The sequence below is a fragment of the Arthrobacter sp. KNU40 genome (assembly GCF_051515115.1).
In the GTDB taxonomy this organism is placed as follows: domain Bacteria; phylum Actinomycetota; class Actinomycetes; order Actinomycetales; family Micrococcaceae; genus Arthrobacter.
In genome coordinates, this window is record NZ_CP195850.1 from 3,762,745 (window position 1) to 3,786,278 (window position 23,534).

Genomic DNA, 23,534 nt, shown 5'->3' on the forward strand with positions numbered 1-23,534 from the left:
GCGCTTGCCGCGACTGTATCTGCCGCGGTTGTGCCCGTGTTGCTTCCTGCGTTGTTGCTTGAGGTGTTCGTGTTGGACTCACACGGTCATTTCATCATCGGGTACCGACAATTTATGGAGCTGACGCTCGAGTTGGCCTGAGATCGCATCGATACTGTCGAAATCCTGGTCCGTCGGAGCCCACCGGGCCAGGGACAGGTCAACCCGCCAGCGGCCCTCGCCGGTCCGCAGATACTCCGCGTAGGCGCCGTGCAGCGGCGTTCCCTCATCCAAGTAGTGATGTAGCGCTTCCGACTCAAGTCCCGGGGGCGCTTCCCCGCTTGCACGCAGTACGCGCCACCAAGCCACTGTGCTCCCATGGTGGCTCATGACCGATCCGATCTGCCGGGGACCGCCTGAGCCCAGAAGCTCGGCAACATCCCCATACGACACGGCAACGCCGGGCGGCATGAGATCCACGACGGCCAGTACCGCCGTCACAAACTCCATCCGCATGCCACCAGCCTATCGGCATGCGCCGCCGGATCGGAGCAGAAGGAGTGTCGCTCCGGTTCTTGTCGTAGGGCGCCGGTAGCGTTGAAGCATGAACTCCTGGAACACCCTCCCCCGCGCCGCGTTCGACCTTGAGACCACGGGACGGAACTCCCGTTCCGCGAGGATCGTCACCGCTTCCGTCACGGTAGTGGACGACGACGGCGGCATCGTCAAGGAACTCGAATGGTTGGCGGACCCTGGAGTGGAGATCCCCCTGGAGGCCAGCGAGATCCACGGCATCACGACGGAAAAGGCGAGGGCCGAGGGCCGTCCGGCGGCAGAAGTGACGCGAGAACTCGCGGCAGCGCTCCAGGAACTATTCGACGACGGCGTGCCGGTCATTGCATTCAACGCCAGCTATGACTTCACGGTCCTGGCGGCCGAATCCGCCCGCTACGGTGTGCCGCAACTTAGCCGTTTCCCCGTGCTTGACCCCTACGTCATGAACAAGCAGGTCGACCGGTACCGCAAGGGCAAGCGGACCCTGACCGCTTTGTGCGAGGAGTACGGTGTGAACCTCGATAACGCCCACACCTCCGCTGCGGACGCCCTCGCCACGCTGCGCGTCCTCGATGCCATGGCCGGCAAGTTCCCGAAACTGCAAATGCCCGCTTCCAAGCTGCATCACCTCCAGGTCGATTGGGCGGCCGCACAGGCCGCCGATTTCCAGAGCTACCTGCGCAAGACCAAACCGACAGCCGTCATCGAAGGCAATTGGCCGGTCCTTCCTCCGGAAGATGCCAGCCGGGGAGACTTCTAAAGCGGCCGGACTTCCATAGCGGCCGTCCACGTACCGGACGCTTTTCCAGAGTCCGCATGATGGGACGCACGTCACATGGCCCTTACTGCCTGAAAGCCAGCTGGACGTCAGTCACGAATTCCTCTCGAGGCCTGAGGGGCGCGGCACTTCAAGCACAATTTCCATTCGATCTTGAATTTAATTCGGAGTTTCCGGGAATCCCACGTCTTATCGCCGTCAATTTATCGCTGAATGGGCGGATGACATAATTAAGTTTGGCGGGTCGAGTCCTGATATTGCGGCCCAAACCTGCTTTGGCTGCGTTCCCCGCCCGTCTCGATACGAACGCGTGTTCCCCGATGAAAGTGATTTGCTTGATGAAAATCAAAGCCCTGAAGTGGTTCTCTGCTGTCCCCGTGGCTGCAATCCTGGCCGTCTCCCTGGCCGCGTGCGGTGGCGGAGCGGGCAGCACCAGCAGCGCCTCGCCGACCGATGCCCTCCAAGGCAGCGACCAGAAGACTCTGGACAAGTACACCACCAAGGACGTCACCCCGCTGGACAAGATCGACAAGTCCAAGCTGGGCCTCATCACCGACGGCACCCTGCGCGTCGGCACCCTCTCGGACGCCCCGCCGAACATCTTCATCGATCCCTCGGGCAAGTTCACCGGCTATGACAACGAGCTGCTGCGCGCAGTTGGAGCCAAGCTGGGCCTCAAGGTCGAGTTCGCCTCCACTGACTTCTCCGCACTGCTCTCCCAGGTCAAGAACAAGCAGTTCGACGTCGGATCCTCCTCGATCTCCACCACGGACAAGCGCCGCGAGTCGGTCGGGTTCACGAATGGCTACGACTTCGGCTACATGGCTGTCGTGACCAAGTCCGACTCCAAGATCAAGGGCTTCGCGGACCTCAAGTCCGACGTCCGCATCGGCGTCGTTCAAGGCACCGTCCAGGACGACTACGTCACCAACACGCTCAAGCTTGAGCCCGTCCGCTTCCCGGACTACAACACGGTTTACGCCAACGTGAAGAGCGGCCAGGTTGATGCCTGGGTCGCCCCGTCGCAGCAGGCAACCGGCCAGGTCAAGGACGGCGACAACACCAAGATCGCCGAAAAGGTCGTCAACACCCAGAACTTCACCGCCTGGGCCGTGAACAAGGACAACCAGCCTCTGCTCGATGCCCTCAACTCCGGCCTTGACGCCGTGATCGCAGACGGTACCTGGACCAAGCTGACGGCCGAGTGGTACAAGGACCGCCCGACGACGGCGGAGCAGACCCCGCAGGGCTGGAAGCCGGGCAGCAAGGCCGTCCAGATCCCGGCCAAGTAACCCAGGCATTCCATGGATCTCCAGGAAATCCTCAAACAGCTCGGCGAGACCTTCCTCGACTGGAAGGCGATGGGCGAAGTCATCCCCAAGATGTTCGCGGTCGGCTTGCCGAACACGCTTGTCCTCGCCGTCACCTCCGGCATCATCGGAACGCTGCTCGGGATGTTGCTCGCCCTCATGGGGATCTCCCGGAATCCTGTCGCCCGGTGGATTGCCAGGATTTACACGGATGTCCTCCGCGGGCTCCCGGCAGTGCTCACGATCCTCGTGATCGGCCTCGGTTTCGGACCCATCATCCGGCACTTGACGGGCTCAACAAGCCCGTACCCGTTGGCTGTCGCGGCTCTGTCCCTGATGTCGGCGGCGTACATCGGCGAGATCTTCCGCTCGGGCATCCAGAGCGTCGACAGGGGGCAGCTCGAGGCAACACGAGCACTGGGGTTCGGCTACGGCCCTGCCATGCGGCTTGTGGTGGTTCCCCAGGGTGTACGCCGCGTGCTGCCCGCGCTCGTGAACCAGTTCATTGCGCTGATCAAGGAGTCCTCCCTCGTGTTCGTCCTGGGTCTCCTCGCCTCTGAACGGGAAGTCTTCCAGATCGGCAAGGACTTTGCGTCTACGAGCGGCAATCTGTCCCCCTACGTGGCGGCGGGCCTGTTCTACCTGGTCATGACGATTCCGCTCACGCATTTCGTGAACTGGCTGGACCGCCGCCTGCGTTCGGGGCGACCGGAAAAGAAAGAACCGGACGAGGCGGCTGCAGTCGTCGGGAAGGGAGCCCAGGCATGAGCGAGTTCGCTTCAGGAACACTGACGGCTAAAAACATCCATTTGTCCTTCGGTTCCAACCATGTCCTGCGCGGCATCGACCTGCACGTCGAGAAGGGCACCACGGCTTCCGTGATCGGTCCTTCCGGCTCGGGGAAATCCACGCTCCTGCGGGTCATGAACCGGCTCATCGAACCCGAGCAGGGTGACATTTTGCTCGATGGCCGTTCGGTGCTCAAGGACAACCCGGATGAACTGCGCCGGCGGATCGGCATGGTTTTCCAACAGTTCAACCTGTTCCCGCACAAGACCGTGGCGGAAAATGTCTCCCTCGCACTGCGGAAGCTCCGTGGCATGTCCAAGGAGCAGGCACGGGAGGATGCCCTGGCCCAACTGGACCTCGTAGGACTCAAGCACAAGGCCGACGCCCGGCCAGCCAACCTCTCCGGCGGGCAACAGCAGCGAGTGGCCATTGCCCGGGCGCTCGCCATGAAGCCCGAGGTGATGTTCTTCGACGAAGCAACATCGGCCCTGGACCCTGAATTGGTCAAGGGCGTTCTCGCGCTCATGACCGATCTGGCCAAGGGCGGCATGACCATGGTGGTGGTAACCCACGAAATGGGCTTCTCAAGGAACGTGTCCGACACCGTGACGTTCATGGACGCAGGCGTCGTCGTAGAGACCGGATCGCCGGAACAACTCTTCACCGAGCCGCGGACCGATCGCCTGAAGGGCTTCCTTTCGGACGTGCTCTAGGCCTTAGCAACGAAGATCCCCGGTTTCCGGACGAACCACCATCGTGGTGAATCGTCCGGAAACCGGGGATTTTTCACGTCCGCCCCGGCCCGTAACCGGGGCTACTGCCCTGCCTTGACTTGAAGAACAGTCAAAGCAGCGGCATCGACTGATTTGCGGAATTCAGGATCGGCCTGCGCACGTTGCAGGACCTGGGCGTACATCGCCGGAACTGAAGCCGTGTCTGCGCACAGAACCATGGTGCCGCCCGCCCCGATGAAGTTCGTTGCCCTATCCCCCATGCTCCACGGCGACAGCTGCACGGCGTTGCAAAGGTCATCGGACACAATGATGCCGGTGAACCCCGCGTCCGTCCGCAACATGGTGCGCATGATCACCGACGAAAACGGGGCCACATGGTCGGGATCGATCTTGTCGTAGTAGGCGTTCGAAATCATGACCCACCGGAGTCCGCTGTCGATCGCGGCTTTGAACGGCATCAGGTACGGATCCGTCCGGGTGGTTTCGGCGTCGTGGACGTTCGCGCTGACGTCAGTGTTAAGGCTGACGCGCCCCATTCCTGGGAAATGCTTGACCACGGGGGCCACCCCCGCGTCCCGCAGTCCGGCCGCCATCGCGTTCCCGTGCTCGGACACCGCGGCCGGGGTGAAGCCGTATTCACGCTTGAACGCCCCAATGGGCTTGTTCGAGGGCGCAAATTCGGGGCTGGGAACCGTATCAAGTACCGGCGCCAAGTCAACATTCACCCCGGCCTGCAAGAGTTCGGCCCCCCAGTTCCGGGCGTCGGCACGTAGTTGTTCAGGGCTCGAGTTGCCTTGGTCCAAGGCTGCGGGAATAGGCAGGAATCCAGGTCCCCGGAGGACTTGGACGGAGCCGCCCTCCTGGTCCGTCGCGACGGACAGAGGCAAGCCACGGCTTGAGGCCGGCGAAATCGCCGCCCTCAGCTTTTCCACAACTGATGCCGTCGCCGCGACGCCGGCCTGGCTGCGTCCGGCCAAATAGATATTGCCGACGTGGTTGTTCAGGAGATCGGCCACTGCGCCTGAATCGCTTCCGTCGGCCTTGGCCGCCACCATGAACAATTGCCCTACCCTTTGTTCCAGGGTCAGGCCCGCGAGCCGCTGTTCCGGCGTCGGGTGCGGTGGCGGCGGCAGCTCAGTAGGACCGGCCGGCGTTGCAGAAACGCTCGGCGATCCCGTCGACGGAGAGCTGGAAAACCGAGGCGTTGGGGCGGCCTGGGGGGTGCCCGGCGGCGGGGGCGGGTCTCCGACGGCCGGGAACCCGCGGTCAGGGGCGTCGGCATGGGCAATGCCGGCAAATGCCCCGACCATCAGGGCGAAGAGGATGAGCACTGAAATTCTGGACGGCTTGAGCACAAGAATCATCGCCTTGTAGATTCGATCGTTGCCCACAGCCTGCTCCCGGCCCGGCGGGGCGTGCAAGGAGCAGGCTGCGCAGCATCGGGAAAAGTGGCGTTACAGGGCGGTGGCCTCCGCGGCCGCTTTGGCTGCTGCAGGGAGCGCGTCAAAGATCCGGTTCATGGCGACGTCGTCGTGGGCAGCGGACAGGAACCATGCCTCAAAGACCGAGGGCGGCAGGTAGACGCCGGAGTCCAGCATGGAGTGGAAGAACGGTGCGTAGCGGAAGACATCTTGGGCCTGGGCGTCGGCGTAGTTGTGGACGCCGTTGGCCGAAGTGCCGAAGGCCACGGAGAAGAGGTTCCCTGCGCGCTGGATCGAGTGGTCCACGCCGGCAGTGTCCAGCGCCGACGAGAGTGCCGCCGAAAGTTCCAGCGAGCGGGCATCCACGAAGCTGTAGACCTCCGGGGTCGCGAGCGTCAGGGTGGCGACGCCTGCGGCCATTGCCACCGGGTTCCCGGACAAGGTTCCTGCCTGATACACCGGACCAAGGGGCGCAAGGTAATCCATGACGTCGGCACGCCCGCCGAGGGCCGCCGTCGGCATGCCGCCGCCGATGACCTTGCCGAAGGTCAGCAGGTCCGGCATCCAGCCTTCCTGGCGGCCGGTGAGGCCCCAGTAGCCCGCGTAGCCCGTGCGGAAGCCGGTGAGCACCTCGTCCAGGATCAACAGGGCGCCGTGTTCGCGGGTGATGCGGGACAGCCCTGCGTTGAACCCTTCGTCCGGGGTGACGACGCCCATGTTGGCGGGAGCGGCTTCGGTGATGACGGCAGCGATGTTGTTGCCGTGCGCAGCGAAAGCGGCTTCCACCGCGCCGAGGTCGTTGTACGGCAGGACGAGGGTTTCAGCGGCGGCAGCTTCGGTGACACCGGCCGAACCGGGCAGTGCCATGGTCGCAAGGCCCGAGCCAGCGGCGGCGAGCAGTCCATCGAGGTGGCCGTGGTAGCAGCCGGCGAACTTCACGATCAGGTTGCGGCCAGTGAACCCGCGAGCCAAGCGTACGGCGGTCATGGTGGCCTCGGTGCCCGTGGACACCATGCGGATGCGTTCGACGGCGGAGACGCGTTCCTTGACGATCGCGGCGAGGTTTGCCTCATCGGGCGTAGAGGCGCCGAAGGACAAGCCGCGGTCGACGGCGGCGTGGACGGCTTCGAGGACGGCCGGGTGCGCGTGACCCAGCAGCGCAGGGCCCCATGAGCAGACGAGGTCTACGTATTCGCGGCCATCCGCGTCGGTCAGGTACGGACCCTGCGCCGAAACCATGAACTTCGGGGTCCCGCCGACGGAACCGAAGGCGCGCACCGGAGAGTTGACGCCGCCAGGCATCAGGGAACGGGCGCGGTCGAACAGCTGGTCGGAGACAGGGGTGTTTGAAGTCATGGTGTCCATTCTTTCAGGGATTCGGGACGGCTCAGGCGCCGGCAAAGACGGTTCAGCCGCGTTCAGGCGTCGGCAAGCTCCTTGGCCACCAGTGGGGCCACCACGGTGCCGAAGAGTTCTATGCAGCGCATCATGGATTCGTGGGGCAGGGTTCCGTTGCTGTATTTGAGGTCGAAACGGTCGACGCCGAGGTTCCGCTTCAGCAAAACGATCTTCCGGGCGACCGTTTCCGGGGAACCCACGTAAAGTGCTCCCTCAGGTCCGCACATGGCGTCGAACTCGCCCCTGCTCGCCGGTCCCCAGCCGCGTTCCGCGCCGATGCGGTTGCGCTGGGCCAGCCAATGCGGGAACAGTTCCTCCCGGGCCTGCTCGTCGGTGGGAGCGACGTAGCCGGGCGAGTGGGTGGCAATCTGCTGCATGGGGTGCCCATATTTTTCCATTGCCTCGCGGTACAGGTCCACCAAGGGGGCAAAACGGCGCGGCTCCCCGCCGATGATGGCGAAGATAATCGGATAGCCGTATTGGGCGCAGCGCAGCACCGACTCGGGGGTTCCACCCACACCGATCCACGTTGGCAGCAAGTGGTGTTCCAGCGGCGGAAAAACGCTCATTCCGTTCACGTTCGGCCGGGTACGGCCTTCCCAATACACGGGCTTCTGCGCCCGGACCTTGTCGAAGAGTTCCAGCTTCTCCTCGAACAGGACTTCGTAGTCCGCCAGGTCCAGCCCGAATAGGGGGAACGATTCCACGAAGGAGCCGCGGCCCAGCATCACCTCCGCACGACCGTTTGAGATCGCGTCAACGGTCGAGAAGCGCTGGAAGACCCTGATGGGGTCGTCTGAGCTGAGCACGGTGACCGCCGAACCGAGTTTGATCTGCGATGTCCGGGCGGCGGCGGCCGCCAGGAACACTTCGGGCGCCGAGACAGCGAAGTCGCGGCGATGGTGCTCCCCAACCCCGAATGCATGAAGCCCCACGGCGTCCGCCAGATCCGCTTCCGCCAGCAGCTCCCGCAAAACCTGTGCATGCGGTTTCGGGTTGCCGCCGGCGTCCACCCCGGCGTCACCGAAAGTATTCAGTCCGAGGAGGATCTCCGTAGCTCCAACAGGGGCCGTGGGAGTGGAAGCGTTATCTGTCATCAGGACTCCTTAAGCCAGCCGGCAAGCTCGGAGGCCCAGTACGTCAGCACCATGTCGGCGCCGGCCCGCTTGATGCCGAGCACGGATTCTGTGATGGCGCCGCGGCGATCGATCCAGCCGTTCGCGGCAGCCGCTTCGATCATGGCGTACTCGCCGGAGATTTGGTAGGCCGCCACGGGAACCGGGCTCATGGCGGCGACGTCGGCGAGGATGTCGAGGTAGCTCATGGCCGGCTTGACCATCACCATGTCGGCGCCCTCTTCGAGGTCGAGTTCCACCTCGATGATGGCTTCGCGGCGGTTGGCGGCATCCATCTGGTACGTCCGACGGTCACCCTTGAGCTGCGAGTCCACGGCTTCGCGGAATGGGCCGTAGAAGGCGGAGGCGTACTTCGCCGCGTAGGCCAGAAGCGCGGTGTTCTGGTGTCCGGCCTCTTCAAGGGCCTGGCGAATCACGGCGATCTGGCCATCCATCATCCCGGACGGCCCCAGGACGTGGGCACCGGCGTCGGCCTGGGCTACGGCCATTTGAGCGTAGATTTCGAGGGTGGCGTCGTTGTCAACGTAGCCGTTGGCGTCCAGAACGCCGCAGTGGCCGTGGTCGGTGAATTCGTCGAGGCACACGTCGCCCATGACAACCAGGTCATCGCCAACTTCCGCCCGGACGTCGCGGATGGCTTTGTTCAGCACGCCGTCCGGATCCAGGGAGGCAGTTCCCCGGGCATCTCGGACGGCCGGGACACCGAACAGCATGATGCCGCTGACACCGAGTTCCACGGCTTCCGCAGCGGCGCGCTTGAGCGAGTCGGTGGTGTGCTGCACAACACCGGGCATGGAGCTGATCGGAGCCGGTTCGCTGAGCCCTTCACGAATGAAGGCCGGCAGGATGAGGTCGGCGGGGGCCAGACGGTGTTCTGCGGTCATCCGGCGCATGGCTGGGGTGGTGCGGAGCCGGCGGGGCCGGTGGTTTGGAAAGCTCAACTTTCGTTCCCTTCGGTGGCGAATACGGTGCGTAGGGCGGTCACGATGCCGTCGGGTGTGGGTTCCTTGGCGGTTGCCGCGACCGGGATGCCGAGAGCGGCGGCCTCTGCCGCCGTCGAGCGCCCGATCGCAATAAAGCGGCAATCCTGCAGAGGCCCCAGCGAGGCGTGGATGCGGCGTGCCGCACTGGGTGAAGCTGCGACGACGGCGTGGAGCCGGCCTCCGGAAAGTTCGGCCTTGGCGGCTTCGGGGGTGAGCTCCGGCGCCCCGGATCCCGCCCCTGTTTTCCAGCCGTTCGCCGCTACCAAGGCAGCAGTCAGCCTGCGTTCGGGGGCCGCCGGGTAGTCCACGGTGTGGTATGCCGTCACTGACTGGACCGCGGCTCCCTTGGCTACGATCCCCTCCGCCAACATCGCGTCGGCGATGTCCGCTTGGGGCAACAGCACACTGGCCGGGCCTGTAGGCCAGACGGCCACGAGTCCCGCGGCAGACTGGACGGCTTCCGGCGCGAGGTCCACGGGAATGCCCTCCGCTTCGAGGACCCGCCGGCTCGACGGACCAATCGTCGCGATCCGGACGGAAGCCGGAATCAGGTCCTTCAACTCCAAGCGACGCTCGGCCGCTTTTTCCTTCAGGGCGCGCACCGTGGTGATGCTGCTGACCACCAGCCAGCCGTACGCTCCCGCGAGGAGGGCGTCCAAGGCGACCTCGAGGGAATGCTGGTCGCGGGCACGCTCAAAGTCGATCAAGGGCAACAAGAGCGGCTCGGCGCCGGCTTCCCGCAGGGCGCTGACGAGCGGGGCGGCACGATCAGGGCTGCGCGTCACAAGAACCCGGGCGCCTTCAAGGACCCGGGCCTCCCCCGACTTCACCGCGCTGTGCCGCCCCATGGTCTCCTGTTGGCTCCGGTTATCGGGACGCTGCAAGATCTGCGATGTCCGCAGCACCTGCGGCAAGCAGGAGCTCGGCGACTTCGATGCCCAGCAACGTGGCGCCCACCTCAGTGAGTCCGTCGGTGGCCTTTTTCTCGCGCACCGATTTGCTCCCGTCCACGGCGCAGACAATGGCTTCAAGGTACAGCATGCTGCCCTTGCGGTAAGCGTATGCGCCTACGGGCGCAGCACAGCCGGCTTCGAGGCGGGCCAGGACGGCCCGCTCCGCGGTGACGGCCAGCCGGGTGTCTTCATCATTGAGTGCGGCCAGGGCCTGGGCTAGGGCGCCCTGGGAACTTTCGGCGGAGCCGGATTGTCCTGGAGCGTCGACGGTGCGGCACTCGATCGCAAGTGAGCCCTGTCCGGGGGCGGGAAGCATGACGTCGGTCTCAAAGAACTCCGTCACGACGTCGAGCCTGCTGATCCGTTCCAGTCCCGCCGCGGCGAGGACGACGGCGTCGAGATCGCCGGGTGAATCTTCCGCATTGCCGGCGAGCCCCGGAACGCGGCCCAGCCGGGTGTCCACGTTGCCGCGGATGTCCACGACGTCGAGATCCGGGCGGGCGGCGCGCAGCTGCGCAGCGCGGCGCGGCGAGCCGGTACCGACCCGTGCGCCGGCCGGAAGATCCGCCAACTTGAGACCGTCACGGGCGCACAAGGCGTCCCGGACGTCGACGCGCTTGGGCGTTGCGGCAATCGTGAGTCCCGGTGCCGCACCCGTGGGGAGATCCTTCAGGGAGTGCACCGCGACGTCGCACGCGTTCTCCAACAGCGCTTCGCGAAGGGCTGCGACGAATACTCCGGTGCCGCCCATCTGGGACAGCGAGCCCGTCCGGACATCGCCTTCGGTCTTGATGCGCACCAGTTCAACGGGAAAGCCACCGACGGCGGCCAGCTGGTCCGCGGCCTGCTGGCTCTGGGTGAGCGCGAGCTTGCTCGCGCGGGTGCCGATCCGTACGGTCATTTCGCGCTTTCTCCTATGGGGTAGGCATCATGTCCGGTGCCTACTGTGGTGTCCGCACCCGCAATCGTGGGCTTCTCTCCACGGAAGTTGGCGCAGCAGCCGGGACGGCAGATGTCGTACCACGGTCCCAGCCCGGTCATGGCAGGGCGATCGGCGATGTTGTTGGCTGCGGTCCGCTCGCAAATGAGGTCCACCAAGCCGGAAACGAACTTGCGGTGGGTTCCCGGCGTGGGGACGCGGGTCGCGGTGAGCCCGAGGTTCTTGCACGTTTCCAAGGCCTCGGTGTCCAGGTCCCAGGCCACTTCCATGTGGTCGGAGACGAAACCGAGCGGAACGATCACGACGCCCTTGATCCCTTGGCCGGCCAGTTCCTCGATGGCATCGTTGATGTCCGGCTCAAGCCATGGAACACTCGGCGCGCCCGAACGGGACTGGTACACCAAGGACCATGGCGCGGTGAGTCCGGATTCGGCTTCAACCCGCCGAACAACCTCGGCGCCGGCGGCCAGGTGTTGGGCCACATAAGCCGAGTCCTGCTCGAACTCGCGGGGCTCGGCGTCCGAACGCCCGGCGGCCTCGGCGTCGCGGGTAGGAATGGAGTGCGTTGCAAACAGGATGTGGACCGGAGCGTCCTGGAGACCGGCCGCGGCCAATTTCTCCTTGACCTCGGCAAGTCCGGCAGCCGTTCCTTCCACGAATGGTTCGACGAAGCCAGGGTGGTCGAAGTACTGGCGGACCTTGTCCACCTCGAGTTTGCCGTCAAGGCCGGTCTCCGTCAGCGCAATGCCGATGTCCTCGCGGTATTGGCGGCAGCTGGAGTAACAGGAGTAAGCACTGGTGGTGACCATCAACAGCTTGCGGTGGCCGGCGTCGTAGGCTTCCTGGAGCGTTTGCGGGATGTAGGGATCCCAGTTGCGGTTGCCCCACAGCACAGGCAGGCTGATGCCGCGTGCCGCAAGCTCTGCCTCGAGGGCGGCCTTGAGGTTCCTGTTTTGCTGGTTGATGGGGCTGATCCCGCCAAAGGCGCGGTAGTGGTGGGACACCTCTTCCAGACGCTCATCCGGGATGCCGCGGCCACGGGTCACATTGCGCAGGAAGGGAATGACGTCGTCCTGGCCTTCGGGCCCGCCGAACGAGGCGAGGAGGACGGCGTCGTACTCTTTGGGGGCCATGCGTCCGGCCTCGGTGACGTCATTGACCTCGGTGAGGCTGGCCGGACCGGCGGAGTGGCGGCCGCTCACGCGAGGACCTCGGCGATCTCCGCGGCGGTGATGCGGCGACCGGTGTAGAACGGGATTTCCTCGCGGACGTGGTTGCGGGCGTCTGTGGCCCGCAGGTGGCGCATGAGGTCGACCAGGTCAACGAGTTCGGGTGCTTCCAGGCCAAGGATCCACTCCCAGTCGCCCAAGGCGAACGAGGACACGGTGTTGGAGATGACCTGGGGGAAGTCGCGGCCCAGCATGCCGTGGTCGCGCAGCATCTTTCCACGCTCTTCGGCCGGCAGGATGTACCACTCGTAGGAGCGCACGAACGGGTAGACGCAGAGCCAGGTGCTGGGCTCGACGCCGCGGGCATAGGCAGGAACGTGGTTTTTGGCGAATTCGGCTTCGCGGTGGACGCCCATGGCGGACCAGACGATCTCTGTGCCGGCGAACAGCGCGCTGCGGCGGATGTCACGGACGGCCTGTTGCAGGGCCTCGGGCTTGGCTCCGTGGAGCCACACCATGATGTCGGCGTCGGAACGCATGGCGGATACGTCGTAGCTTCCGCGGAGGACAACGCCGTCCTCGGCGAGCTTGGCAGCCAGCTGCTCGAAATCCTGGACAGCATCGGCGCTGCGCAGGACATCGTCCGACCGCTTGAAGACGGTCCACAGCGTAAAGAACTGCTCTTCGGATTCGGCAGTTTTAGTGACAGATTCGGCAGAAGTGTGGCTCATGGTACAAGTCTGCCCCGTGGATGCCACTAAGTCGAAATGCACCACTTCTACAATGCGTAGAAGTGGTGCATTTCACAAAATTGCGTCGATTTGCGCGGAGGTGTCGGATACCACGGCAGCCAGGCCGTTTCCGGCAAGCCAGCCGCCCACAACCGACAGACCCTCTGCTTCGGCGCAGATGCGCCGCACCTCGGCAACGCGCTGTTTATGACCGACGGCGGCGAACGGCAAGGCACCGGCCCAGCGGACAATGTCCCAATCGAGCACGTCTTCGCGGACAATGGGCACCGTCAGCAAGGCCGAGGCGTCGCGGAGCGCAGCCTCAAACAGGGCATCGTCATCCAGCGCGGCCGCCGATCCAGGGGGGTCCGCTCCCTCGCCCCGCCCATAGGACAGGCGCAGCACGTGCGTGCCGGGGCCGGCTTCTTCCGCCAGCCAGTCCCACTTTGCCGTGGCATGCGTGAGCGCTTTCGCCTCGATCCCCTCGGTTTGCGGAGCGACGAGAATGCCGGTGCCGCGGGGACGGCGGTCCAGTTCAGGCACGTCGACCACCAAGGTCACGAGGCTCACCAAGGGGCCCGCGGCCGGACGCAGCGCGGACAGCTCCGGAAGCGCCTCCTCCAGCAGCCCGACGGCGGCCGGACCGTCGAGCGCCACCACGAGCCGCCCGGCGTCGTACGTTGTGCCCGCCGCGGTGGCCTGCCAACCGCTTTCAGTGCGGGTGATTGAATCCACCCGGGCGCCGGAGACGAGGGCGACTCCCTCCGAACGCAGCTCCGCCACGAGGGCGGAAACCAAGGTGCTCATTCCGCCTTTCAAGCCGCCGACGGCGGATCCGGCCTTCGCCGCTCCGCTCCCGTTTCGCTTTGAACCGGCTGCGCGCTGGCTGGCCACCGCAGCGGCCAACGAACGGTGCTCGCGCAGTGCCGCGCGTAGTCCCGGGGCCACCATGTCGACGTCGAGCAGTGCGGGATCCGCGGAGTGCACTCCCCCGACGACGGGTGCCACGAGCCGATCGAGCACCCGTTTGCCCATCCGTGCCCGGACCAACGAGGAGACGCTGGTGACCTCGTCGGAGGTGCCTATTGATGCGGGCAGGTAGCGGTCGAGCGAGGCCCGCAAGGAGCCTGCGAAGCCCAAGGAACGCCGGACTTCGGGGTCCCAGGGGTTCGCCGGAATTCCGAGCACTCCGGTCTTGGGCAGTTCCTGCGGACCGTCGGGCAACTGCACCCAGGCCCCTCCCGGATGGGGCGCCACGATGTTGTCGCCAAGCCCGAGATCGCGGGCGAGATCGGCCACGGCAGTGGAGCGCGTGGCGAAGGACTCCGCTCCACTGTCCAGCTCAAGGCCGCCAACCTCGTGGCTTCCCACGCAGCCGCCCCACGAGTCGCCCGCTTCGAGCACGGTGACAGCGATGCCCGCCTTGGCCAGTACACGGGCGGCGAGCAGGCCGGAAATGCCGCCGCCCACGACGACGGCCGTCAAGCCAGCTGCTGAACCGCCGGGAAGCGCGTGTTCGGGCCTGGTGTGTTCGGGCTGTGGGTGACCGCCGCGCATGCCGGCTACCCTGCCGGGATCGAGTGGATGAGTTCCACTACCCGGGTCAGGACCGCGGGGTCCGTCTCCGGAGGCACACCGTGGCCGAGGTTGAGGACGTGGCCTGGGGCTGCGGAACCGGCGGCGATTACCTCGCGGACGTGGGCTTCCAGGACTTCCCACGGCGCCGAAAGCAGCGCGGGGTCAATGTTGCCCTGCAGGGGCACGGTTCCACCTAGGCGCCGGTTTGCCTCGTCAAGCGGCAGCCGGTAGTCCACCCCTACGACGTCCACGCCGACGTCGCGCATCGCGACGAGCAACTCGGACGTTCCCGTACCGAAGTGGACCAGCGGCGCACCGAGGTGGCGGACATGGTCAAGGGCGCGTGTGGAGGCGGGAGCAACGTACTTGGCGTAGTCGGCCAGGCCAAGGGAACCGGCCCAGGAGTCGAACAGTTGCCCCGCAGAGGCGCCCGCTTCCAGTTGGGCCCGCAGGAACATGCCGGAAGCGTCGGCTGCCCAGTTGGCCAGCGCGGTCCAGGTTTCCGGATCGGCGTGCATCATGGTGCGCGGACCGAGGTGGTCACGGGAAGGCTTGCCTTCCACCATGTACGCGGCGAGCGTGAACGGCGCACCGGCGAAGCCGATCAGGGGTGTGGTGCCGAGCTCCGCCACCGTCAGGCGCACGGCCTCGCGGATCGGCTCGAGGGCTTCCCACGTCAGCTGCGGCAAGGCGGCCACGTCAGCGACCGTGCGGACGGGCTTGTCCAGGACAGGACCGACGCCGGGAACGATGTCCACGCCGACGCCCGCCAGCTTGAGGGGAATGACGATATCCGAGAAGAAGATGGCTGCATCAACATCATGGCGGCGGACCGGCTGCAAAGTGATCTCGGAGGCGAGCTCGGGACGCAGGCAGGAGTCCAGCATCGCCACCCCTTCACGGACTTTGAGGTACTCCGGCAACGAGCGGCCGGCCTGTCGCATGAACCACACGGGACGGCGGGACGGCTTGCCTCCACGGTATGCCTGGATCAGCGGGGAGTCTGCGGTGCGGCCATCCATGAGCGGGTGGCTTGCATCAAGGCTCGAGGCGGCGGTGCCGGAAACGCCGTTGGCCGACACAGAATGAGGCAGTGCGGAACTGGAAGTCATGCCTTCGATTGTGCCGAAGATCGGGATCAAAAGATAACGACAGCCTGTCCCGCACATTGCGAGGTGACGGGCGTCACTCCGGACAGTGCGGAGAACCACTCGCGAGCGTTGTTCTACATGGCGCCGAAAAAGCTATGATTGCTTTGCTGTGGTTCTTTTCTCATTGGTGGCTACACACGCCGACATCGATCTTGAAACCGTCGCTCAGTTGAGCAACGGTTCATCCGAGGTTGCCTCGTCCGCTTTGGCCGATTCCCAACTTGTCTCCGGCGCCGTGGTCCTGGCCACCTGCAACCGCTACGAAATCTACGGCGAAACGCCGCATGTCGAGAACCTTGAGGCTGCCCGCTCGGCGCTCGTCACGCAGATCAGTGGCTTGAGCGGACTCAACGAGCAGCTCGTCTCGCGCGCCTTCAGCACCCGCACCGGCCCTGAGGTCAGCAGGCACCTCTTCGCCGTCAGCGCCGGACTGGACTCCGCCGTCGTCGGCGAACGCGAAATCGCCGGCCAAGTGCGCCGCGCCCTCATCACTGCCCAGCACGAAGGAACCGCGAGTTCCGGGCTGGTCCGCTTGTTCCAGGCTGCCTCCAAGACGGCAAAGGACGTCGGGGCCCAGACCGCCCTCGGTTCGCGGGGCTTGTCCATAGTTTCAGTTGCCCTGGACCTCGCTACGGACCTCTCAGAGAACGCCGACTGGAGCACCAAGAAGGTAGTTGTCTTCGGGACCGGGGCCTACGCAGGGGCCACTATGTCGCTGCTTCGCGATCGCGGCTGCACCGACGTCTCCGTTTACTCGTCTTCCGGCCGGGCCGAGGCTTTCGTGGCGACCCGCGGCGGAACCGCGCTCGACGCCGAAACCCTTCCTGCCGCCGTCGCTGCCGCCGATGTCATGATCGGTTGCAGCGGATCGGACACCCGCGTTGAGGCCGAAGAGCTCGCCAAGGTCCGTGCACTTTCTACCCAGACGCTCATCGCGATCGACCTCGCGCTCACTCACGACTTCGACCCCGCGGTGGGCGAGCTCGACGGCGTCGAGCTCCTGACGCTCGAATCCGTGCGGCTCGCGGCGCCCCAGGAACAAGCGGAGTCGCTGGCGCAAGCGAGCACCATTGTTTCCGGTGCGGCAGACGCCTTCGAGCAGGAGCGCGAAGCGCGGTCAGTCGACTCGGCCATTGTGGCACTGCGCCGCCACACCATGAACGTGCTCGACGCCGAGATGGAAAAAGTCCGGGCCCGGCACGGCTGCACCGCTGCGGCTGAAGAAGTCGAGTTCGCGCTCCGCCGCATGGTCAAGCAACTGCTCCACATCCCCACGGTCCGCGCGCGTGAACTTGCCGCCAACGGGCAGCAAGACGATTATGTCGCAGCCCTTGAGGCCTTATATGGCATCCAGGTGGAGCAGCCGATTGCCGCGGCTCCAGCAGCTGAATGCCCCGTAGACCACGAACAGGCATCCCAGCAGGCTGAAAGCGCCTAGCCCCCGCCCGGGTCCTATGCGAAGGCGTTGACGCCCGTCATTTCTGCAGACACAGCCCACAGCCTTGTTGCGGCTTCCGGATCCACTGCGTGCGCATCCACTCCTTGGTAACGCGCGAGCGGCGAGGCCGGGTCCGTGGGCTTGGCGATGTCGCAGTCTTCGCAATACACCCCGCCCATGCCCGCCAGGGCCGAGGACGTGGCTGCCCACGTGGACGTGGCAGCCCCCTGCTCCGGAGTCTTGAAACCCTCCCGGACGTTGCCTGCGTCGTCCATCCAACCCGCCGCGACCATCTCTTCACGCGGAAGGTAGCGCTGGAGCTCGGTCATGATGCCGCCGGGATGGACCGCGAAGGCCCGCACCCCGGCGGATTTACCCAGGCGGTCCAGCTCCACGGCGAATAGCGCATTTGCGGTCTTTGCCTGGCCGTAGGCCTTCCATTTGTCGTAACCGGTCTCGAAATTGATGTCCTCAAAACGGATCGGCGAGAGTTTGTGTCCCGTGGAGGACAAGGAGACCACACGTGCCGAACCGGCAGCCGCCAGCGCTGGCCACAAAGTGTTGAGAAGGGTGAAGTGGCCCAAGTGGTTGGTGGCGAATTGGGATTCCCAGCCGGGGCCCACGCGTTGTTCCGGGCTCGCCATGATGGCGGCGTTGTTGATCAGGATGTCCAGGGTTGGGTTCGACGCCAGGAAGCGTGCCGCGAAATCCTTCACGGCCTGCTGATCGGCCAGATCCAAGGCTTCCACGGTCACTTGCTCCCGGGCCAGGCCGGCCGCGGCGAGGACTTCCCTGGCGTGTTCCGGACGGCGGGCCGGAACCGTGACCGTGGCGCCAGCGAAGGACAAGGCCCGCACCGTTTCCAGACCGAGCCCGGAATAGCCTCCCGTGACGATTGCCGTCTTGCCGCGGAGGTCCACTCCCGCCACAACCTCCGATGCCTTGGAGCCGTGGCCGAATCCCGATCCGATGGGGTGTTGCGGTGTGGTCATGGATTCCTCGCTCATATCGGACCTTTCGTGTTCACCAGCGTCTGGGTTCAGTAAACCGGTTTGCCCGGCTCGACGTCGCGCACCCACGCAAGGATCCCGCCGTCGAGGTGGCTCACGCGCGTGTAGCCAGCGCGCTGTGCGGCCGCGAGCACCGCAGCGGAACGGGTACCGCCCTTGCAGTGGAACACGATCTCTTTGTCTTGCGGCAGTTCCGTCCAGGCCTCTCCCGCCAGGATGCGTCCCTGCGGGATAAGCACCGAACCGTCGATGTTCACAATCTCGTGTTCACCGATCTCGCGGACATCCACCAGTTCAAAGTCGCTTTCCCCCGCCGCGCGGGCCTCGAGCATCCCGGAAAGTTCGGTGGCCGTGACAGTCCGAACCGAGTCGCCTGCGGGCGCCGGGGTGATGCCGCAGAAAGCTTCGTAGTCGGTCAATTCGGTGATCGGCTCGGCCTCCGGGTCTTTCGAAACCTTGATTTCGCGCCAGCTGCCGCCGAGGGCGTCGAAGAGCGCTACGCGTCCCAGCATGGAGCGCCCGACGCCGGTGATCAGCTTGACTGCCTCCGTCACCATGAGCGAGCCGACAGCAGCGCACAGCATGCCGAACACGCCGCCTTCGCCGCAGGACGGGACGGAGCCTGCAGGAGGGGCCTCGGGATAGAGATCGCGGTAGCTGGGTCCATGCTTCTCCCAGAACACGCTGACCTGGCCGTCGAAGCGGAAAATGGATCCCCAGACGTATGGTTTGCCGAGGATCGCGGCAGCATCGTTGACCAGGTATCGGGTGGCGAAATTGTCTGCGCCATCCAGGATGAGGTCGTAGCCGGAGAAAATCTCCAAAGCGTTGGAGGAGTCCAGGCGCACGTTGTGAAGCTGCACGTTGACCAGCGGATTGAGTTCCTTGATGGCGTCACGTGCCGATTCGATCTTCGGCCGACCCACATCGCCCACGCCGTGGATGATCTGGCGTTGCAGGTTGCTGAGGTCGACGTCGTCGTCGTCCACGATTCCGAGCGTCCCCACGCCGGCGGCGGCCAGGTACAGCAACGCCGGAGAGCCCAGTCCGCCTGCACCGATCACGAGTACTTTTGCGTTCTTGAGCCGGCGCTGACCGGCCGCTCCGATTTCGGGAATAATGAGGTGGCGCGAGTACCGTTCGACCTCTTCGGTGGTCAGCTCCGCGGCCGGTTCCACAAGTGGCGGCAGCGAAGACGGCAATGTTTGGGCAGCAAGAATAGTGGCCATACTCCAAAGTATGCCTGCCGCTGCCGCCCGGTCATATTACTGCGCAGTATTGTGGTCATAACTGCAAAGGAAAGGCGGCAGACAAGTGGCTGAGAGTGCACGTATCAAACAGGAGGCACAGGTCAGACAAGATCGGACCGGTTCCCCACGCTCGGCGAGGCTGCCACGCGATGAGCGCCGGGCCCAGCTCTTGAACGCCGCCTTGGAAGTCTTCGTTGCCAACGGCTTCCATGGTGCAGCGATGGACGAAATCGCCGAGACCGCCCATGTCAGCAAGCCGGTGCTGTACCAGCACTTCCCGTCAAAGCGGGAGCTTTACATGGCCCTCCTCGACAGCCACCTGGCCATGCTCACGGACCAGATGCTCACGGCGCTGAATTCGACGTCGGACAACAAGGAACGCGTCCAGGCCGTCATGCGCGCCTACTACCGTTTCATCGCGGGCGATGACCAAGCCCACCGGCTCGTCTTCGAATCCGATCTCATCAATGACCCGGATGTCAGCTCGCGACTGGAGACTTTCAACCGCACCTTCGCCGACGCCGTCGCCAAGGTCATCGCCGAAGACACCAAGCTGCCCCCGCTGGAGGCCCAGCTGCTCGGCCGGGGCTTGGCCGGAATGGCGCAGGTCAGCGCCCGGTATTGGCTCGAAACCGACGGCGATCTGGACCTCGATGTCGCCAGCGATCTGATCTACCGTTTAGCTTGGCGCGGAATCAGTCGCTTCCCGAAAGAGTCCTAGACTACAAATAGAGGACTGAGTAATTTTTGATTGGCTGGGAGGCCCCGCTGTGGAAGTAAAGATCGGCATTCAGAATGTTGGCCGTGAGATCGCGCTTGAGTCCGCTCTCGACGCCGAGGCTGTTGCCAAGATCGTAAGCGAGGCCATTGCCAACGGCACGGACCTGCGCCTGACCGACGAAAAGGGCCGCCAGGTCATCGTTCCCGGCAATGTCCTCGGATACGTGGAGATCGGCGCCGAGGAAGTGCGCCGGGTCGGCTTCGGCGCCCTCTAAGCGATACGCAAGAACACCAGCGAGCCAGGAGTCCGCATGCTCTCACTTGTCATCGTGGCGCTAGCCACCATCGCCTCAGGCTTCATCGTCTGGGGAACTGACAAACACCGTGGCACGTACGGAATCACCCTGCCCGCTGGTGTTTCCGTTGCCGTCGCCATGCTGAGTTGGATGATTTTCATCCAACTTGGCTTTGGCTACCAGCCTGGCGTGACGTGGATCCCGTGGGTCCTGCCGGTCATTCTTGGAACCGTGGCGGCCGCGGTGGCCTCCTACTTCCTGGGCCGTCATCGGACCCGGCACGACACCACCCAGCTGACCGCGGCGCTGCGACTCTAGCTGGCGCTGCGACTCTAGCTCCAGATCCGGCTCAAGGGGTTGCTTCCGGTTTGGCCACTGCCCCCACTTCCGCGGCTGCTTCGCTGGCGCTCGTGGCCGCCCGGATGTCGCGTTGGGTCACCTCGCTCCCGGCGTCATGGGAGGTGTAGCGGATGAACACCCGGTTGTACCGCCAGTCCAGGTCCGGGTGATGGTTCTGCTGTTCGGCGATGCGCCCGACGGCGGCAATCAGCTCGAGTGCGGCAGCCGACGTCGGGCATTTGTAGACGGTGGCGAGTCCGCCCAGGCGGTACCGCCAGTCCGGCAGTTCCGCCAGGGCGTCGTCGATCGCGGACTTGCTGAGGATGTCATCTTTGCCGGCCATCCGGGGCTCCTTCGCTGACGTGGAATTCGCAGGAATCCCCGGAGCGGCCAGCGTAGGCCTCTAGAGGAACTCGGCCCGGCCTTCCATCGCCGAGGACGCCAGGGCGTGTTCCCGGCGCGGGATGCGGCCGGCCTGCTTCGCCAGCCTACCGGCGATGACAGCGTGTTTGAAGGCTTCGCCCATCTGCACCGGGTTCTGCGCACGGGTCACCGCGGTTGCCAGCAGCACGGCGTCGCAACCGAGCTCCATGGCGAGTGCGGCGTCGGACGCGGTTCCGATGCCGGCGTCGAGTACTACCGGCACAGAAGCCCGGGACACAATGAGTTCGATGTTGTGGGGATTCAGGATGCCCAGTCCGGTGCCGATAGGCGCGCCCAAGGGCATCACCGCTGTGGCTCCGAGGTTTTCCAATCGAAGCGCCAGCACGGGGTCGTCGTTGGTGTAGGCGAAGACCTTGAAGCCGCGGTCCACCAGCTTCTCCGTTGCGTCCACGAGCTCCACTGCGTCAGGCAGCAGCGTCTGTTCGTCGGCGATGACCTCGAGCTTCACCCAATCCGTTTCCAGCGCCTCCCGTGCAAGCTCGGCTGTCATGACAGCATCCTTGGCGGTAAAACAGCCGGCCGTGTTGGGCAGGACACGGATGCCATGGTCCACGAGCAACTGGAAGAGCGAACCTGTTTCGGTCGGCGAGTATCTCCGCATGGCAACGGTGGTGAGTTCGGTGCCCGAGGCCAGCAACGCCGCCCCCAGGCCGTCCAGGCTCGGGGCTCCGCCGGTGCCCATGATGAGGCGAGAGCCGAACTCGACACCGTCGATCACCAGGGCGTCGGTTCGGGTGCTTGCTTCGTGTGTGCTTGCTGTCGTCATGGTTCAGCCTCCCTGTACTGCGGTAACGATTTCGAGTTCGTCGCCCTCTGCGAGCGCGGTGGCAGCCCACTGGCTGCGCGGGACCACTTCGGAATTGCGTGCGACGGCGACGCCGATCTTGCGTCCGTCAGCCGCCTGGCCGCTGGAGTCCACAACACGTCCGGTGACGTGGCTGACGAGGGTGGTGACAGACGCGTCGTCGCTCAGTGTGTGGTCTGCGCCGTTCAATTTGATGTTCATGCGTGGTCCTTCGGAAGGGGATTTGAGGTACCGGCCGATGGGCCGTCTGTTGAGGCCCGTGCCGCTGAAAGCTGGTGGGAGAAGCGGTCCGGGCGGAATTTGTTCCACCGGGGATCCGCGGTGCCGTCCATGAGCCCGACGCAGATCTTCGCCGCTGCCGGAGTGAGGAGTACGCCGTGGCGGAAGAAGCCGCTGGCCACGATGAGGCCGGGCACGGTTCTTTCGCGACCTTCCACGCGGCCCAGCAGCGGTGCATTGTCCGGAGTGCCCGGGCGCGCTCGGGCAGTTGCTTCCAGAAGTTCCAGTTCGGCCACAGCCGGGACAAGTACCTGGGCGTCGCGGAGCAATTGGTACACACCACCGGCTGACACCGGGTTGGCCGATCCCCCGGACGCCGACAAGCCGTCTTCACGTTGCGTCGCGCCGATCACCACCGTCCCGTCGTCGCGGGGCACGATATAGACGGGCACTCCGCGCACCATTCCCCGGACCGTGGCGGTGACCAGGGGTTGCAGGTGCTCCGGGACGCGCAACCGCAGTATGTCGCCATAGACCGGACGCAGCGGGAGTGACAATCCCTCCGGCAGGCCGTTCAAGCGGGCGGCATCCAGTCCGTTGGCTACCACTGTTTCCGTGGCGAGCACTTCGATTCCTGAGCCGAGCACGGCCCCGACGACGCGCCCGTCCTCCCACAGGAGGCCCGCCGCAGTGTCGTGGATCGCAAAACCGTCATCGGCCCCCGGAATCCAGCTGGAATCGCCGGGCTGGTGGTCTGCCAGCGCGCCCAGAATCGCGGCCGAAAGCCGGCGTGGATCCACTTGGTGGTCGCCCGGGATGTCGAAGGCGCAGGAAATCTGCGGGCTCAGCAGCGGCTCACGCTCCCGCGCCTCGCGCAACCGCACGGATTCCACCACCAGGCCATTGGCCAGCTGGACATCCCGGAGATCGGCGAGCGCCCGGCGGTCCGCAGCGTCCGCGCCGACGGCGAGGGTCGGCGTCGTACGGTAACCCGTGCTGCGGCCGATGCTCGAGCCGGTCACATTGCGTTCGAAGTCCGGCCACAATACCGACGATTCGAGCATTAGCTCCAGGAGGTCCTCTTCCTGGTAGTGCAATTCGCTGACCGGCGCCAGCATTCCCGCCGCCGCGAACGTAGCGCCGCTGGCTGGTGCGGGATCGATGAGGGCAACCGAACGGCCGGATCTGCGGGCTTCCCACGCGATGCCGAGGCCAATGACACCGCCCCCGATCACCGCGACATCCGCGCGCAGGGGTTCGTGCTGGCTGTTCACTTCGTCCATGGAGTCCTTCCCTACGCCGGTATTAGCCGGATCAGGTCAAGCGGTCGGCGCTGAAGCCCTCTCAGCCGCGCGGCGATTGTGACTGCCGCCGCGGCTCCCGCGGTACCTGCCCAGTTTAGAGGAAC

The 23,534-nt window shown here is 65.2% G+C and carries 25 protein-coding genes and 1 riboswitch; of the genes, 8 read left to right on the forward strand and 17 right to left on the reverse strand.

Annotated features, from left to right (window positions below; translation table 11 throughout):
• Positions 1–78: 78 nt before the first annotated feature.
• Positions 79–495, reverse strand: coding sequence for an MGMT family protein (locus tag ACSKT0_RS17430; RefSeq protein ID WP_437770880.1), 417 nt, complete (start codon positions 493–495; stop codon positions 79–81).
• A gap of 88 nt (positions 496–583) precedes the next feature.
• Here ACSKT0_RS17430 and ACSKT0_RS17435 point away from each other — a divergent pair, with 88 nt between their 5' ends.
• From ACSKT0_RS17435 to ACSKT0_RS17450, 4 genes are all read left to right on the forward strand, one after another.
• Positions 584–1,294: a 3'-5' exonuclease gene (locus ACSKT0_RS17435; protein ID WP_437770881.1), complete on the forward strand. Its 711-nt coding sequence runs from the start codon at positions 584–586 to the stop codon at positions 1,292–1,294.
• 356 nt (positions 1,295–1,650) lie between these two features.
• Positions 1,651–2,604 (forward strand): ABC transporter substrate-binding protein, encoded by a 954-nt coding sequence (locus ACSKT0_RS17440; RefSeq protein ID WP_437770882.1) that lies wholly within the window; start codon positions 1,651–1,653, stop codon positions 2,602–2,604.
• Between the two features lie 12 nt (positions 2,605–2,616).
• Entirely contained in the window at positions 2,617–3,390 is a 774-nt protein-coding gene (locus ACSKT0_RS17445) for an amino acid ABC transporter permease (protein ID WP_437770883.1), read from the forward strand.
• Positions 3,387–4,124, forward strand: a complete 738-nt coding sequence (locus tag ACSKT0_RS17450) for an amino acid ABC transporter ATP-binding protein (RefSeq protein ID WP_236811991.1) — start codon at positions 3,387–3,389, stop codon at positions 4,122–4,124. The genes ACSKT0_RS17445 and ACSKT0_RS17450 overlap by 4 nt, the downstream gene beginning before the upstream one ends.
• Before the next feature lie 101 nt (positions 4,125–4,225).
• Here ACSKT0_RS17450 and ACSKT0_RS17455 read toward each other — a convergent pair whose 3' ends face one another.
• From ACSKT0_RS17455 to hemE, 10 genes are all read right to left on the reverse strand, one after another.
• Entirely contained in the window at positions 4,226–5,536 is a 1,311-nt protein-coding gene (locus ACSKT0_RS17455) for a glycoside hydrolase family 3 N-terminal domain-containing protein (RefSeq protein WP_437770884.1), read from the reverse strand.
• Between the two features lie 63 nt (positions 5,537–5,599).
• Complete coding sequence (gene hemL / locus ACSKT0_RS17460; protein ID WP_437770885.1) at positions 5,600–6,922, reverse strand: glutamate-1-semialdehyde 2,1-aminomutase; 1,323 nt, start codon at positions 6,920–6,922, stop codon at positions 5,600–5,602.
• A gap of 62 nt (positions 6,923–6,984) precedes the next feature.
• Positions 6,985–8,061: an LLM class flavin-dependent oxidoreductase gene (locus ACSKT0_RS17465; protein WP_437770886.1), complete on the reverse strand. Its 1,077-nt coding sequence runs from the start codon at positions 8,059–8,061 to the stop codon at positions 6,985–6,987.
• On the reverse strand, positions 8,061–9,041 hold the full coding sequence (gene hemB / locus ACSKT0_RS17470) for a porphobilinogen synthase (RefSeq protein ID WP_284751590.1): 981 nt from the start codon (positions 9,039–9,041) through the stop codon (positions 8,061–8,063). The genes ACSKT0_RS17465 and hemB overlap by 1 nt, the downstream gene beginning before the upstream one ends.
• On the reverse strand, positions 9,038–9,931 hold the full coding sequence (locus ACSKT0_RS17475; RefSeq protein ID WP_437770887.1) for a uroporphyrinogen-III synthase: 894 nt from the start codon (positions 9,929–9,931) through the stop codon (positions 9,038–9,040). Before ACSKT0_RS17475 ends, hemB begins: the two co-directional genes overlap by 4 nt.
• 19 nt (positions 9,932–9,950) lie before the next feature.
• The gene (hemC, locus tag ACSKT0_RS17480) at positions 9,951–10,937 is read right to left on the reverse strand and encodes a hydroxymethylbilane synthase (protein ID WP_437770888.1); all 987 of its coding nucleotides are present in this window, start codon (positions 10,935–10,937) and stop codon (positions 9,951–9,953) included.
• A complete protein-coding gene (locus ACSKT0_RS17485; RefSeq protein WP_437774069.1) occupies positions 10,934–12,109 on the reverse strand; it encodes a ferrochelatase in 1,176 nt (391 codons plus the stop codon). The genes hemC and ACSKT0_RS17485 overlap by 4 nt, the downstream gene beginning before the upstream one ends.
• A gap of 65 nt (positions 12,110–12,174) precedes the next feature.
• Entirely contained in the window at positions 12,175–12,876 is a 702-nt protein-coding gene (hemQ, locus tag ACSKT0_RS17490) for a hydrogen peroxide-dependent heme synthase (RefSeq protein WP_437770889.1), read from the reverse strand.
• 72 nt (positions 12,877–12,948) lie between these two features.
• On the reverse strand, positions 12,949–14,433 hold the full coding sequence (gene hemG / locus ACSKT0_RS17495) for a protoporphyrinogen oxidase (protein WP_437770890.1): 1,485 nt from the start codon (positions 14,431–14,433) through the stop codon (positions 12,949–12,951).
• A 5-nt stretch (positions 14,434–14,438) separates the two neighbouring features.
• Complete coding sequence (gene hemE, locus ACSKT0_RS17500) at positions 14,439–15,566, reverse strand: uroporphyrinogen decarboxylase (protein ID WP_437770891.1); 1,128 nt, start codon at positions 15,564–15,566, stop codon at positions 14,439–14,441.
• A gap of 148 nt (positions 15,567–15,714) precedes the next feature.
• Between hemE and ACSKT0_RS17505 the strand changes: the two genes are divergently transcribed.
• Positions 15,715–17,043 carry a glutamyl-tRNA reductase gene (locus ACSKT0_RS17505; RefSeq protein WP_437770892.1) on the forward strand — a complete coding sequence of 443 codons (1,329 nt, stop codon included), beginning with the start codon at positions 15,715–15,717 and terminating at the stop codon, positions 17,041–17,043.
• Between the two features lie 14 nt (positions 17,044–17,057).
• Here ACSKT0_RS17505 and ACSKT0_RS17510 read toward each other — a convergent pair whose 3' ends face one another.
• Both ACSKT0_RS17510 and moeB read right to left on the reverse strand, forming a co-directional pair.
• On the reverse strand, positions 17,058–18,035 hold the full coding sequence (locus tag ACSKT0_RS17510) for an SDR family NAD(P)-dependent oxidoreductase (protein WP_437770893.1): 978 nt from the start codon (positions 18,033–18,035) through the stop codon (positions 17,058–17,060).
• 47 nt (positions 18,036–18,082) lie between these two features.
• Entirely contained in the window at positions 18,083–19,282 is a 1,200-nt protein-coding gene (gene moeB / locus ACSKT0_RS17515; protein ID WP_437770894.1) for a molybdopterin-synthase adenylyltransferase MoeB, read from the reverse strand.
• Positions 19,283–19,367: 85 nt separating this feature from the next.
• Between moeB and ACSKT0_RS17520 the strand changes: the two genes are divergently transcribed.
• The 3 genes from ACSKT0_RS17520 to ACSKT0_RS17530 are packed head-to-tail and all read left to right on the forward strand — an operon-like array spanning position 19,368 to position 20,637.
• Positions 19,368–20,024 (forward strand): TetR/AcrR family transcriptional regulator, encoded by a 657-nt coding sequence (locus ACSKT0_RS17520; RefSeq protein ID WP_415983880.1) that lies wholly within the window; start codon positions 19,368–19,370, stop codon positions 20,022–20,024.
• Between the two features lie 49 nt (positions 20,025–20,073).
• Entirely contained in the window at positions 20,074–20,298 is a 225-nt protein-coding gene (locus ACSKT0_RS17525) for a DUF3107 domain-containing protein (protein ID WP_059387503.1), read from the forward strand.
• Between the two features lie 36 nt (positions 20,299–20,334).
• Entirely contained in the window at positions 20,335–20,637 is a 303-nt protein-coding gene (locus ACSKT0_RS17530) for a hypothetical protein (RefSeq protein ID WP_437770895.1), read from the forward strand.
• 31 nt (positions 20,638–20,668) lie between these two features.
• Here ACSKT0_RS17530 and ACSKT0_RS17535 read toward each other — a convergent pair whose 3' ends face one another.
• From ACSKT0_RS17535 to thiO, 4 genes are all read right to left on the reverse strand, one after another.
• Positions 20,669–21,001 (reverse strand): 4a-hydroxytetrahydrobiopterin dehydratase, encoded by a 333-nt coding sequence (locus ACSKT0_RS17535; RefSeq protein WP_437770896.1) that lies wholly within the window; start codon positions 20,999–21,001, stop codon positions 20,669–20,671.
• Positions 21,002–21,061: 60 nt separating this feature from the next.
• Positions 21,062–21,868 carry a thiazole synthase gene (locus tag ACSKT0_RS17540; protein ID WP_345449114.1) on the reverse strand — a complete coding sequence of 269 codons (807 nt, stop codon included), beginning with the start codon at positions 21,866–21,868 and terminating at the stop codon, positions 21,062–21,064.
• A 3-nt stretch (positions 21,869–21,871) separates the two neighbouring features.
• The gene (gene thiS / locus ACSKT0_RS17545) at positions 21,872–22,108 is read right to left on the reverse strand and encodes a sulfur carrier protein ThiS (RefSeq protein ID WP_345449115.1); all 237 of its coding nucleotides are present in this window, start codon (positions 22,106–22,108) and stop codon (positions 21,872–21,874) included.
• On the reverse strand, positions 22,105–23,409 hold the full coding sequence (gene thiO, locus ACSKT0_RS17550) for a glycine oxidase ThiO (protein WP_437770897.1): 1,305 nt from the start codon (positions 23,407–23,409) through the stop codon (positions 22,105–22,107). Before thiO ends, thiS begins: the two co-directional genes overlap by 4 nt.
• Positions 23,401–23,520, reverse strand: a riboswitch (TPP riboswitch). Its footprint overlaps the gene before it by 9 nt.
• Positions 23,521–23,534: the final 14 nt, after the last annotated feature.